Source organism: Variovorax gossypii, from assembly GCF_003965815.1.
Taxonomy (GTDB): Bacteria; Pseudomonadota; Gammaproteobacteria; order Burkholderiales; family Burkholderiaceae_C; genus Variovorax; species Variovorax gossypii.
On sequence record NZ_RXOE01000011.1, the window covers coordinates 136228 to 148107 of the forward strand.

The 11880-nt window shown below is 67.1% G+C and carries 14 protein-coding genes; 9 read left to right on the forward strand and 5 right to left on the reverse strand.

The features are described 5' to 3' along the window. Positions 1-7: 7 nt before the first annotated feature. From EJP69_RS28145 to EJP69_RS28160, 4 genes are all read right to left on the reverse strand, one after another. On the reverse strand, positions 8-478 hold the full coding sequence (locus EJP69_RS28145) for a F0F1 ATP synthase subunit B (RefSeq protein ID WP_093206376.1): 471 nt from the start codon (positions 476-478) through the stop codon (positions 8-10). An 82-nt stretch (positions 479-560) separates the two neighbouring features. Further along, positions 561-824, reverse strand: coding sequence for a F0F1 ATP synthase subunit C (gene atpE, locus EJP69_RS28150; RefSeq protein WP_019657641.1), 264 nt, complete (start codon positions 822-824; stop codon positions 561-563). 60 nt (positions 825-884) lie between these two features. After that, the gene (gene atpB, locus EJP69_RS28155) at positions 885-1754 is read right to left on the reverse strand and encodes a F0F1 ATP synthase subunit A (protein WP_093206375.1); all 870 of its coding nucleotides are present in this window, start codon (positions 1752-1754) and stop codon (positions 885-887) included. A 4-nt stretch (positions 1755-1758) separates the two neighbouring features. Next, entirely contained in the window at positions 1759-2244 is a 486-nt protein-coding gene (locus tag EJP69_RS28160) for an ATP synthase subunit I (protein ID WP_093306922.1), read from the reverse strand. Positions 2245-2401: 157 nt separating this feature from the next. On the opposite strand from EJP69_RS28160, the gene EJP69_RS28165 reads away from it, so the two are divergent. Genes EJP69_RS28165 through EJP69_RS28205 form a run of 9 tightly spaced genes read left to right on the forward strand, consistent with a single transcriptional unit; the run spans position 2402 to position 11053 of the window. Beyond that, a complete protein-coding gene (locus tag EJP69_RS28165; RefSeq protein ID WP_126473622.1) occupies positions 2402-3310 on the forward strand; it encodes a D-amino acid aminotransferase in 909 nt (302 codons plus the stop codon). Further along, the gene (locus EJP69_RS28170) at positions 3307-3615 is read left to right on the forward strand and encodes a YbeD family protein (protein ID WP_093206372.1); all 309 of its coding nucleotides are present in this window, start codon (positions 3307-3309) and stop codon (positions 3613-3615) included. The genes EJP69_RS28165 and EJP69_RS28170 overlap by 4 nt, the downstream gene beginning before the upstream one ends. Positions 3616-3646: 31 nt before the next feature. After that, the gene (gene lipB / locus EJP69_RS28175; protein WP_126473624.1) at positions 3647-4348 is read left to right on the forward strand and encodes a lipoyl(octanoyl) transferase LipB; all 702 of its coding nucleotides are present in this window, start codon (positions 3647-3649) and stop codon (positions 4346-4348) included. A gap of 7 nt (positions 4349-4355) precedes the next feature. Then, on the forward strand, positions 4356-5357 hold the full coding sequence (gene lipA, locus EJP69_RS28180; protein ID WP_126473626.1) for a lipoyl synthase: 1002 nt from the start codon (positions 4356-4358) through the stop codon (positions 5355-5357). Beyond that, positions 5354-6739 carry a glycosyltransferase family 4 protein gene (locus EJP69_RS28185; protein ID WP_240652314.1) on the forward strand — a complete coding sequence of 462 codons (1386 nt, stop codon included), beginning with the start codon at positions 5354-5356 and terminating at the stop codon, positions 6737-6739. The genes lipA and EJP69_RS28185 overlap by 4 nt, the downstream gene beginning before the upstream one ends. Next, a complete protein-coding gene (locus EJP69_RS28190; protein ID WP_126473628.1) occupies positions 6736-7515 on the forward strand; it encodes a hypothetical protein in 780 nt (259 codons plus the stop codon). Before EJP69_RS28185 ends, EJP69_RS28190 begins: the two co-directional genes overlap by 4 nt. 30 nt (positions 7516-7545) lie before the next feature. Beyond that, complete coding sequence (locus EJP69_RS28195) at positions 7546-8514, forward strand: Gfo/Idh/MocA family protein (protein WP_126473630.1); 969 nt, start codon at positions 7546-7548, stop codon at positions 8512-8514. Further along, positions 8511-9686, forward strand: a complete 1176-nt coding sequence (locus tag EJP69_RS28200; RefSeq protein ID WP_126473632.1) for a DegT/DnrJ/EryC1/StrS family aminotransferase — start codon at positions 8511-8513, stop codon at positions 9684-9686. Before EJP69_RS28195 ends, EJP69_RS28200 begins: the two co-directional genes overlap by 4 nt. Next, complete coding sequence (locus EJP69_RS28205; RefSeq protein ID WP_126473634.1) at positions 9668-11053, forward strand: glycosyltransferase family protein; 1386 nt, start codon at positions 9668-9670, stop codon at positions 11051-11053. The genes EJP69_RS28200 and EJP69_RS28205 overlap by 19 nt, the downstream gene beginning before the upstream one ends. Before the next feature lie 118 nt (positions 11054-11171). Here the strand turns inward: EJP69_RS28205 and EJP69_RS28215 are convergent, their stop codons facing one another. Beyond that, positions 11172-11876 carry a response regulator gene (locus tag EJP69_RS28215; protein WP_093306914.1) on the reverse strand — a complete coding sequence of 235 codons (705 nt, stop codon included), beginning with the start codon at positions 11874-11876 and terminating at the stop codon, positions 11172-11174. Between the last annotated feature and the right edge of the window lie 4 nt (positions 11877-11880).

The window sequence follows — 11880 nt, forward strand, 5'->3', positions numbered from 1 at the left end:
GCTTCTATCAGAGTTCGGTCTGCAGACGGGCGAGCAGGTCGGCGTGAACGCCCGCATTCACTTCCTTGCGCAGAATCTGCTCTGCGCCCTTGACGGCCAGTGCGGCGACCTGCTCGCGCAGGGCTTCGCGGGCCTTCAGTGCCTGCTGTTCGGCTTCGGCGCGTGCGGCGGCGACGATCTTGTTGCCTTCCTCGGTCGCGCGGGCCTTGGCCTCTTCAACGATGGCCTGGGCGCGACGTTCGGCGTCGGCAAGACGTTGCGCGGACTCGTTGCGCGCCTGACCCAGTTCGGCTTCCACGCGCTTGTTGGCGGCGGACAACTCGGACTTGGCCTTGTCGGCTGCAGCGAGGCCTTCGGCGATCTTCGCGGCGCGGTCGTCCAGCGCCTTCGCGATCGGCGGCCACACGTACTTCATCGTGAACCCGACCAGGATCAGGAACACGATCATCTGAACGATCAGGGTACCGGTAATGCTCACTTTTCACCCTCTCTATGGGATTGAATCGAAGCCATTCGCTAGCAGGGCCAGAGAACGACGACGCAGGTCCGACGAGAAAGACTTACTTCGGCAGGTTGGCGATTTGCGACAGGAACGGGTTGGCCGTTGCGAACCACAGGGCGATACCGGTGCCGATAATGAAAGCGGCGTCGATCAGACCAGCCAGCAGGAACATCTTGGTTTGGAGTTCACCCATGAGTTCGGGCTGACGTGCGGCCGACTCAAGGTACTTGCTGCCCATGATGCCGATGCCGATACATGCGCCCACAGCGCCCAGACCGATGATCAGGCCGGCGGCCAGTGCAACAAAGCTAATAACTTCCATGATGACTCCTAGAGGACTTTGGTTGAAGAGAAAAACAAAAACAAGAACGAAAACTGATGATCAGTGGTGATCGTGGGCCTGGCCGATGTAGACCAGCGTCAGCATCATGAACACGAAGGCTTGCAGCGTGATGATCAGGATGTGGAAGATGGCCCAGGCCGTGCCCGCGATGATGTGGCCGATGGCCAGGCCGATGCCGGTGGCCGACATGGACCAGGCACCACCCATCAGGGCGATCAGCAGGAAGATCAGTTCGCCGGCGTACATGTTGCCGAACAACCGCATGCCGTGCGAGACCGTCTTGGCGACGAACTCGATCATCTGCATGGCGAAGTTGAAGGGGTACAGGGCCCAGTGATTGCCGAAGGGCGCGGTGAACAGCTCGTGGACCCAGCCGCCGGCACCCTTGATCTTGATGTTGTAGTAGATGCAGATCAGCAGCACAGCCACCGACATGCCCATGGTCACCGACAGGTCGGCGGTGGGCACGACACGCAGATAGGCGTGGTGCGGATCTTCGCCCGCGATGTGGAAGATCTTGGCCCAGATCGCCGGGAACAAATCGACCGGGAACAGGTCCATTGCGTTCAGCAGGAAGATCCAGACGAAGATGGTCAGGGCCAGCGGAGCGACGAACTTGCGGCTCGTGGCGTTGTGGACGATGCCCTTGGCCTGCTGGTCGACCATTTCGACGAGCAGTTCGACAGCCGCTTGAAAACGACCGGGAACACCCGAAGTGGCCTTGCGGGCAGCCAGCCAGAGCAACCAGCAACCCAGGATGCCGAGCGTGATCGAGAAAAAGAGAGAGTCGAAGTTGAAAACCGAGAAGTCGGCCACACCTCCGGGCTTGGAGCTTTGCAGGTGCGTCAAGTGGTGAACGATGTATTCACCAGCGGTCTGACCATGTTCCGCAGCGTTTTCAGCAGCCATTCCGTTACTCGTCTCTCAGTTTCCGGCGCCGGGGCGAGAACATCACCGCCAACCAGGCCGCCTTCATTGTCACCACCAGGCCGATCAGCATTGCTGGCCAGCTCAGCGCCGTAATCAGCCTTGGCGCAGCGATCAGCATCGCCACCGACAAGGCCATCTTGACCATTTCCCACAGGAAGAATCCGAACACCGCAGTGCCCGGATTCAGGGAGGAAAACCGACCGGTCAGCCCGCGTGCGAAGACCGCCGATGGAACAACCACCGCGATCGCGCCATATGCGGCGGACCAGCCCAGATTTTGCCTCCCCGTCAGTCCCCAGGCAGCCAAAGCCACCACCAGACCGACAACCAACTGACCCGCGATCACCCGCCACGGGGAGATCGATGGGTTCTTTGCTCGCAGTTCACGCGCCTCATCGGCGGTCAACGGCTTGAATTCTGCGTCGAGGTCTTCAGCGACCTCCGAGTCCTGGCGGGCGATTGTTTTCATTTCGAATGAAGCCCGGATGACGACCCAGAATTTCTACAAAGCCATTGATTATAAGTAAAAACCCAGCCTGTCCCGCCACCCGCGCTGTCGCACACGCAAATCGGCACTGCATTCCCTGACGCGAACCCGACGCGGCGTGCACAACCATAATTCCTCCATGCACCCTATCACCGACGCCCTGCCCGCCACGCTTTGTTACCTCGATGGCGAGTACACCGCCCTGCGCGACGCGAAGATCAGCGTCCTCGATCGCGGCTTCATCTTCGGCGACGGCATCTACGAATACGTCCCCGTCTACTTCGGCCAGCCCTTCTGCTTCGAGGAGCACATGGCGCGCCTCGATCGCTCTCTCGCGGAGCTGCAGATCGAGAACCCGCTCTCGCTCGAGCAATGGCGGGAGATCGTGATGCGCCTCGTCGCGCCCGGCGGGGATGAACCCCAGTCAGTGTACTTTCAGGTAACGCGCGGCGTGGCCCCGCGCGACCATGCGATGGTGCGCGGCATCCGCCCCACCGTGTTCGTGATGGTGAACCCGCTGCCGCCCATCTCCGAGGCTGTGCGTGCCAAGGGCGTGGCCTGCGTCACCGCGGCCGACTTCCGCTGGCAGAAGGCGCACATCAAGAGCACCAGCCTGCTGGGCGCGGTGCTCGCGCGCCAGATCAGCGTGGAGGCCGGCGCGGCCGAGACCATCATGTTCCGCGACGACTGGCTCAGCGAGGCCTCGTCGAGCAACGTGTGGATCGTGAAGGACGGCAAGCTGATGGGCCCGCCCAAGAACAACCTCGTGCTGACCGGCATCCGCTACGGCCTGTTCGAGCGTCTCAGCAAGACACTCGGCATTCCCTTCGCGCTGCGCCCCATCTCGCGCGAGGAAGTGTTCGCCGCCGATGAGGTGCTGATCTCCTCGGCCAGCAAGGAACTGCTGCCGGTCGTCACGCTCGACGGCAAGCCTATTGGCAACGGCCGCCCCGGCCCCATCTACAAGAGCTTGTACGAGGCCTACCAGGAGGCCAAGGTACGCAACGCACAAACGCAGAAGCAGCAGAAGCACGGAGTCCCGGCATGACCGACAACACGACCACCACCGAAACCACCTCGATCCCCGATCCGCGCAAGGAATCGCTGATCGAGTACCCCTCGCAGTTCCCGATCAAGGTGATGGGTGCCAAGGCCGACGGCTTCGTGCACGCAATCACGCAGATCGCCGAACGCTTCGACCCCACGTTCGACGCCACCACCGTCGAGCTGCGCGACAGCAAGGCCGGCAACTACCTCGGCGTGACCATCACAGTCACGGCCACCAGCCGGGAACAGCTCGACGACCTGTATCGCGCGCTGTCCTCGCACCCGATGGTCAAGGTCGTGCTTTGACCTGCAAGCCGTTCGCACGGCAGGCCATGCAATGACAGACACAGCCGCCATCGCCGTTCCTGCCATCGAACTGCTCGCGCTGGGTCGCGTCGACTACGCCGACACCTTCGCGGCGATGAAGCAGTTCACGCTCGAGCGCACGCCCGACACGCCCGATGCGCTATGGATTTGCGAGCACACCCCGGTCTTCACGCAAGGCATCGCGGGCAAGCAGGACCACATCCTGAACCCCGGCGCCATCCCCATCGTGCAGACCGACCGGGGCGGACAGGTCACCTTCCACGGCCCCGGCCAGGTGGTGGCCTACCCGCTGATCGACCTGCGGCGCGCGGGCTACTTCGTCAAGGAATACGTGTTTCGCATCGAGGAATCGGTGCTTCGCACGCTGGCCCATTTCGGCGTCACGGGCCACCGCGTGGCGGGCGCCCCGGGCATCTACGTGCGGCTGGACGACCCGTTCTCCCACGCGGCGCTGACAGGCCCGATGCCCGCCGCCGACCCGTTCCGCGGCCTCGGCAAGATCGCCGCGCTGGGCATCAAGGTGAGCCGCCACGCCACCTACCACGGCGTTGCGCTCAACGTGCGGATGGACCTCGAACCCTTCTCGCGGATCAACCCTTGCGGCTATGCCGGCCTGCAAACGGTCGACCTTTCTACAATCGGCATCCAAACCACATGGGAAGAAGCCGCCGCGGTGCTGAGCCAGAAGCTCTCCACCTTCCTGGCGCCTTGACATACCGATGAGCACCACAGAAGTCGTCCGCGACGCCCAAAGCGCCGAAACCTACAACCCCCTGGCCAAGCAGAAAGCGGCGGCCAAGCTCTCGCGCATTCCCGTCAAGGTGGTGCAGAGCGGCGAAGTGCTCAAGAAGCCCGACTGGATCCGCGTCAAGGCCGGCAGCCCCACCACGCGCTTCTACGAGATCAAGCAGATCCTGCGCGAGAGCAACCTGCACACCGTCTGCGAAGAGGCTTCCTGCCCGAACATCGGCGAATGCTTCGGCAAGGGCACGGCCACCTTCATGATCATGGGCGACAAGTGCACGCGCCGCTGCCCGTTCTGCGACGTGGGCCACGGCCGCCCCGATCCGCTCGACAAGGACGAGCCGCTCAACCTCGCGAAGACCATCGCCAAGCTGCGCCTGAAGTACGTGGTGATCACCAGCGTCGACCGCGACGACCTGCGCGACGGCGGCAGCCAGCACTTCGTCGACTGCATCAGGAATATCCGCGAGCTCTCGCCCACCACGCAGATCGAGATCCTCGTGCCCGACTTCCGCGGCCGCGACGACCGCGCCCTCGAGATCCTCAAGGCCGCGCCGCCGGACGTGATGAACCACAACCTGGAAACCGCGCCGCGCCTCTACAAGGAAGCGCGCCCCGGCAGCGACTACCAGTTCAGCCTGAACCTGCTGAAGAAGTTCAAGGCGCTGCACCCCAACGTGCCCACCAAGAGCGGCATCATGGTCGGCCTCGGCGAAACCGACGAAGAGATCCTGCAGGTCATGCGCGACATGCGCGCCCACGACATCGACATGCTGACCATCGGCCAGTACCTGTCCCCGTCGGGCTCGCACCTGCCGGTGCGCCGCTACGTGCACCCCGACACCTTCAAGATGTTCGAGGAAGAGGCCTACAAGATGGGCTTCAGCCACGCCGCCGTGGGCGCGATGGTGCGGTCGAGCTACCACGCGGACCAGCAGGCAGGACACGTTCTGGCCGGCGCGCCGGCGCTCGATTGAACAACGACACCGCGGCGACACAGCCCGCCGCGGACGACGCCCCGCGGCAGGGCAAGCCCCTGCACATCCTCCTGGCGATGTGCTACCTGCTGCATCGCACGGGCGCCGAGATGTTCACGCGCGACCTGGCGATGTGGCTGCGACGCCGCGGGCACGCCGTCACCATCTTCGCGACGGCCTTCGGCGACATGGCGAACGAGCTGCGCTTCGCCTCCATCGCCTGCGTCACCGACCTGGCGGACATGGCGGCGCGGCCGGACGTGATCGTCGGCAACACGCATCACGAGACAGTTCGCGCCCTGCTTCACTTCCACGATGTGCCGGTCATCACGATCTGCCACGACCGCAGCGCCGACCACGGACGACCCGCGCAGTTCGCACAGGTCGTGCGCCATGTGGCGGTCGACGAGAACTGCGCGCAACGGCTGGTGCACGAGTTCGGCATCGAGCGCGAGCGCATCGAGCTGATCCAGAACGGCGTCGACCTCTCGCGCTTTCCCCTGCGCGGCGCACTGCCGCAGCGGGCCCGCACGGCGCTCGTCTTCAGCAACTACGCCTCGCACAACGAGCAGCTCGAGGAGATCCGCGCCGCCTGCGTGCAGCGCGGGCTGTCGCTGGACGTGATCGGCAGCGGCACCGGCAACCACCTGCCCGACCCGGCCGAGGCGCTGGGCCGCTACGACATCGTGTTCGGAAAGGGCCGCTGCGCCACCGAGGCGCTGTGCACCGGAAACGCGGTGGTGGTGCTCGATCCGGCCTGGGGCATGGGCGAAATGGTGACGGCCGCGACCGTGGCCCGCACGCGGCACTGGAATTTCGGCCGAGCGCTGTTGATCCAGCAGATCACGCGGGAGAGCGTAGGTGCCGAACTCGACCGCTACGACGCCGAGGATGCGGCCAGGGCTGGTGAATGGATGCGCACGCATGGCAGTCTCGACGCCACGCTGGGCGCGCTCGAGAGCTGCGTACAACGTATGGTCCGGGAGCATCCTGTGATCGAGGTTCCCGCGAGCCAGCGGGCGGACGAGATGTCCCGCTACATGCAGGACTGGATCCGGCGCGGCAATCCTTCGGCTGCGCAGCTGACCATTGCATTGCTGCAACAGCATGTCGCGGGGCTGCAGCAGTCCTTCAACGACCACCAGCACATGTACCAGAGCCGGATCGAGGCGGTGCAGGCCGAGGCGGAGCACGCGGCGCAGTCGAATGCCCACTGCAACGAACGGCTGGCCGAAGCCGTGCGGCAGGCGCAGCAGGCACGCACCGAACTCGCCCTGCTCCAGGCGCAACTGCGCGAGGTCTACGCCAGCCGCTCATGGCGCGTGACCGAACCGCTGCGCCGCATCTCGACTCTGGTTCGCCCCGGCGAACCGCAGGTATGAAGTCGCTGGTGATCGCCGCCCATTCGGGCCACGAACTGCTGCTTTGGAAGTGGCTGCGCAACGAGCGGCCCGACTTCGTGGTGCTGACCAACGGCGCCGGATCGACCGGCGTGCCGCGGCTCGAACCGACGGTCGACAATCTCTCGCGCGCCGGTGCCCGCTGGATCCCGGAGGTGGTGCAGCCGGTCGCCGACGCCGACATCTACCGCGCCCTTCTCGAAGGCGACACGAGCCTCTTCACGCGATGGGTCGATGCGCTGGCCGATCACGTCGTCGAGCAGGGTATCGACTGCATCGTCGCCGACGAAGCCGAGGACTACAACCCTTCGCACGACATGTGCCGCCTGATGGCCAACCAGGTCGCGGCGCAGGTCATGGCGCGCGGCCGCGAGGTCGTCTCGCTCGGCTATCCCACCGTGGGCCACCCCAGCCCGCCGGCGCGGCTGGCGTCCGAGCGCCACGTCGTGGTCGAGCTCGATGCGAACGAGCTGCAGGCCAAGCTGGACGACATGCACGGCTACGCGCGCCATTTCGGCGGCCAGCTGGAGCAGGAGCTGGCGGGCTTCATCGCCGAGTTCGGCGCCCAGGCCTACGGCCGCGAATGCCTCTTCGCCGCACAGCCCACGCGCTACGAACTGGCCCAGCCGCCCGCGGGCAAGCCCGCCTTCGAAGTCTTCGGCGAAGAACGCGTCGCCGCCGGCGTCTACAAGCACGTGATCCGCGGCTCCCACCTGCAGGCCGTGGCCGACCGGCTGCGCGGCGCCATTCGCCGTTGACCTGACGCATCAGCCAGCGACGACGCCGCGATGATCTTCACGACGCCCGCCAGCGACGACGACAGCACGGCCACCGTCGCCGATCCCGTCGTCACCGTACCGGCCCCGCTTGCCGCCGACACCGCGCTGTCCCATGCGGTCGTGGGCATCGGCCGCTTCGGCTGCGTGCACGCCCGCAAGCTCCTCTCCCTGCAAGGCTTCCATCTGCGCGCGCTGGTCGATTGCTCGCCGTCGGCCCGCGTCGCAAGCGAGCTTGCCGCGTTGCCGTTGCTGTCCAGCCTGGACGACATGCCGCGGGACATCGCCTCGGCCACCGTCGCCACCTGCGACGACGCGCATGCCGAGGTCGCGATGGCTTTGATGCGACGCGGCTGTCATGTGCTGGTGGAAAAGCCGCTGTGCATCGACCGGCACGAAGGCGCCCTGATGATCCGCACGGCGCGGCAATGCGGCGTCACCCTCGGCACCGGACACATCGAGCGCTTCAATCCGGTGTTCGACGAGTCGCTCCTGGGCCGGCTGCGCAACGCGGCCACGAACCATCGCCAGAGCCGGAGCGCCCGTCCGTTCATGCGCTTCCGGCGCTGCTCGACCCGCATCGCGACCGCCAGGGACAGCGTGCTGGACCTGATGGTGCACGACCTCGACCTGTTCGCATGGCTGTGCGCAATTCCCGGCGAGGCGCCACTCGAGCTACTCGCGCTGCATGTCGATGCGCATGGCGTGCGCGCCCGCGTGCGGCTGGATGCGCTTGTCGCCGAGTTCGAGAGCGGCTACGGCAGCCTGCCCGCGGCCCGGCTGCAGCTGTGCGACGGCCATCGCGAGCAATGGCTGGACCTGCGCGGCGCGGCGTCGACAACGGCGGCCGGCGGCGACGATGCCCTGGCGCGCCAGTACCAGGGCTTCCGGCGCGCGGTGCTGGGCGAGCCCAGCCGCATCGCGTCCGGCGCGGATGGCCTGGCGGCCGTCACCCGCGCCTGCCAGATACTGCGCGCATGAAGATCCCGCTGTTCCGGCCGGCGGCTTGCGCCGAACCGACGGCGGCGCGCCTGGCCCAGTCCCTGGCCGGCGTGCTGCGCAGCGGCACCTACATCCTCGGTCCGCAGGTCCAATCCCTGGAGACGCGGCTGTCGGCATTGCTGCAAGGCCGCGAGACGGTGGCCGCAGGGTCGGGCTCCGAGGCTCTGCTGCTGGCCTTCAAGAGCCTCGGCATCGGCAATGCGGGCGGCGGCGACGCGCTGGACGAAGTCCTGGTGCCGGCCTACACCTTCGTCGCCTGCGCGGAAGCGGTGCTCGCAGCCGGCGCGCGGCCGGTCTTCGTCGACAGCGCGCCGGACGACTTCATCCCCATGCCCGAGGATTTCCGCAAGGCCCGCACGCCTCGTACGCGCGCGATCCTCGCGGTGGGCCTGTTCGGCGATGCGAGCAACCTGCCCGAGCTGGCCGACTGGTGCCGCGACGAAGGGCTGCTGCTGGTCGAGGACGTGGCGCAGTGCCTGGGAGCCCGGGCCGGCGACGGCGCCACGACAGGTCACGCCGCCGGCACCTGGGGCGATGCTGCGGCGATGAGCTTTTATCCAACCAAGACCCTGGGCGCCGCCGGCGACGCCGGTGCGCTGGCCTTCAAGGACCCGCGCCACGCGGACAAGGCCCGGCTGCTGCGCAACCACGGCTACCGCGACGGCGTTCATCGCTGCCTCGGGCACAACAGCCGCATGGACGAGCTGCAGGCCTGCCTGCTCCACGCCGCGCTCGACGACTTCCCCGCGAACCTCGCGCGGCGTCGCGCCATCGCCGCGCGCTACCTCGCGGCCTGGTCGGACCTGCCGATGCGCCTGCCGAAAGACTCGGCCGGCCACGCCTGGAACTACTTCGTCGTCCGGCTGCCCGGTCCGCTCGAGCGCGAGAACTTCGCGGCCCGGCTGGCAGCGTCCGGCATCGCCACCCGCGTCTACTACGAGCAGCCGCTTCACCTGCACGAGGCGCTACGACCCTGGCACGGCGACCGCGGTGCCCTGCCGCACAGTGAAAGGCTGGCCGGCTGTTCGCTCGCATTGCCGCTGTACCCGATGCTCGACGACGAGGAAATCGGGTACATCATCGATGCCGTACGGCAAGCAGCCCGAGCCCCGGGCGCCCCGCACCCGACGACATGCCAGCCACCGTCCTGACCACGCTGTCGACTCGCCCCGTCCCGGGCCTGGTCGAGAACCACGCGGCCTATGCGCGGCGGCACGGCTACGCGCACCGCGTCGTCGACAGCACCCATGTGTGGGGCCCGCGCCAGCCGGTCTACTTCCGCTACCACGCGATCTACCACCACCTGGCGCAGATCGGCGAAGGCAGCCTGCTGCTGGTGCTCGACCAGTTCGCGGTGGTCTACGAGCCCCGTGCGCTGGAAGAGACTTTCGCGGGCATCGACGCGCTGGTCAGCGCGCAGCCCGACGACGACGCGCTCTGCAACACCAGCATGCTCCTGCTGCGCAACACGGCCGAGGTGCGCGAGAAGCTTCGCCAGCTGGTCGACCATGTCTCCCACTGGGCGGTGCGCATCCTGGAAGACGACGAGCAGCCTGAGAACTCGCTGGTCGCGCACGTCTTTCCGCCCCGCCCCTGCGGCCTGGCGCTGCCCAACGGCGTCTATACCAACGTGCAGGCCAGCTGGCCCGGCGGCGGATATCACGACTCCATCCGCGGCGTGCGGCCGCTGGTGGCCAGCGACGCGCCCACCTGGCGCCGCACAGGGCCCGGCAACCGGTGGACGCCGACGCTGGACTACGACTTCCGCGGCGTGCAGAACCTGGTCGACGAGGCCGCCGCGCTGGCCGCCGGCGAACGCCCGCCCTGCCTCGTGCTCGCCGAAGCCGCGCAGCCGGAGGGCGACGAGCTGCACCTGAACCCCGGCGCGCGCATCGCCTTCGTGAGCATCTACACGCACCACATCGCGAGCTACGGCCGCATCCACGAAGAGAGCTTCGCGCGCTACTGCCTGCGCCATGGCTACGGCTATCACCTCTACCGCAAGGTGCCGGAGTTCGCGAACGGGCTGACGGGCTCGTGGGCCAAGCCGCACGTGATGCGGCGCCACCTCGCGGAGCACGAGTTCCTGCTATGGGTCGACGCGGACATCATCGCGATGAACCAGTCGCTGCACATGGAGCCGCTGGTCGAGGGGCGGGATGCCCTGGTGGGCAACGACCACACGGCGTGGAACATGAATTCCAGCGTGGTCGGCGTGCGCAACACGCCCGCGATGCATGCGCTGGTCGAGGACGTCTGCAAGCAGATCGAGAACGCGCCCGACCGCTCGTCGATCCACGCCAACGGCGGCGACCAGACCTACTTCGCGAACGCGTTCAGGGCGCGCGGCCTCATCACGCAAGCCCAGGTGGTCGATGCCCTGTCGCTCGACGCCCCCGTGATCTACGCCACCGGCGAGAGCCACTTCGTGCATTTCCCTACGCAATACACGCCGCAGCGTGCCGCATCGATGCACGCATGGAACCAGCGCAGCCTCGCGCGCGACGCCGACGGCTAGAGAATCAGGCGCAGCCCCTTCGCGAGACACCGCGGAACCGGCTCCGCCGGGCCGCAGGTGTCGCCCCCGGCGAGGGGGTTGGCGCAGCGACACGAAGTGCGCGAAGCCTGGGGGAGTTTCACGGTAAGTCGAGCCTGTAGCCGACCCCGTAGATCGACCGGATCAGCTCCTGCCCTCCGCTCGCCGCGTCGAGCTTGCGGCGCAGGTTCTTGACGTGGCTGTCGACCGCGCGATCGGTCACGGCGCGCTGGTCGGCATGCACATGGTCGAGCAGCCTGTCGCGCGAGAGCACGCGGCCGCGCGCGTCGGCCAGCGCCTTCAGCAGGCGGAACTCGACCGGCGTGAGATCCAGCGGCGTGCCCTGCCAGGCGGCCTTGTAGGCCTGCGCGTCGATCTGCAGCGGCGACGCCTCGCGCGCCGCATAGCCGCTGCGCCGCAGCAGCGCCTTCACGCGCGCCACCACCTCGCGCGGGCTGAAGGGCGTCTTGCAGATGTAGTCGTCCGCACCGATCTCGAGCCCCATCAGTCGGTCGGCCTCCTCGACGCGCGCCGTGAGCATGATCACCGGCACCTCGCTGAACTGCCGCAGCTCGCGGCACACGCTCATGCCGTCCTGCCCGGGCAGCATGACGTCGAGCAGCACCAGGTCGGGCCGGCGGGCCTTCACGCTGGGCACCGCCTCCAGCCCGTTCGCGATCCATTGCGAGGTGTAGCCCGACGCCCGCAGGTAGTCGGCGAGCAGCGCGGCCATGCGCGGCTCGTCCTCGACGATCAGGATGTGGGCCGTCGCCGCCGGCGTGTCGTTCGTCGTTGCTGTCGTCATCGTC

Excerpts from the sequence above, each read along its gene's own strand:
- EJP69_RS28195 (WP_126473630.1), top strand. The coding sequence starts at position 7,546 with ATGATCTTCACGACGCCCGCCAGCGACGACGACAGCACGGCCACCGTC.
- EJP69_RS28170 (WP_093206372.1), top strand. The coding sequence starts at position 3,307 with ATGACCGACAACACGACCACCACCGAAACCACCTCGATCCCCGATCCG.
- lipA (WP_126473626.1), top strand. The coding sequence starts at position 4,356 with ATGAGCACCACAGAAGTCGTCCGCGACGCCCAAAGCGCCGAAACCTAC.
- EJP69_RS28215 (WP_093306914.1), bottom strand. The coding sequence starts at position 11,876 with ATGACGACAGCAACGACGAACGACACGCCGGCGGCGACGGCCCACATC.
- atpB (WP_093206375.1), bottom strand. The coding sequence starts at position 1,754 with ATGGCTGCTGAAAACGCTGCGGAACATGGTCAGACCGCTGGTGAATAC.
- EJP69_RS28165 (WP_126473622.1), top strand. The coding sequence starts at position 2,402 with ATGCACCCTATCACCGACGCCCTGCCCGCCACGCTTTGTTACCTCGAT.
- EJP69_RS28200 (WP_126473632.1), top strand. The coding sequence starts at position 8,511 with ATGAAGATCCCGCTGTTCCGGCCGGCGGCTTGCGCCGAACCGACGGCG.
- lipB (WP_126473624.1), top strand. The coding sequence starts at position 3,647 with ATGACAGACACAGCCGCCATCGCCGTTCCTGCCATCGAACTGCTCGCG.
- EJP69_RS28190 (WP_126473628.1), top strand. The coding sequence starts at position 6,736 with ATGAAGTCGCTGGTGATCGCCGCCCATTCGGGCCACGAACTGCTGCTT.
- atpE (WP_019657641.1), bottom strand. The coding sequence starts at position 824 with ATGGAAGTTATTAGCTTTGTTGCACTGGCCGCCGGCCTGATCATCGGT.
- EJP69_RS28160 (WP_093306922.1), bottom strand. The coding sequence starts at position 2,244 with ATGAAAACAATCGCCCGCCAGGACTCGGAGGTCGCTGAAGACCTCGAC.
- EJP69_RS28205 (WP_126473634.1), top strand. The coding sequence starts at position 9,668 with ATGCCAGCCACCGTCCTGACCACGCTGTCGACTCGCCCCGTCCCGGGC.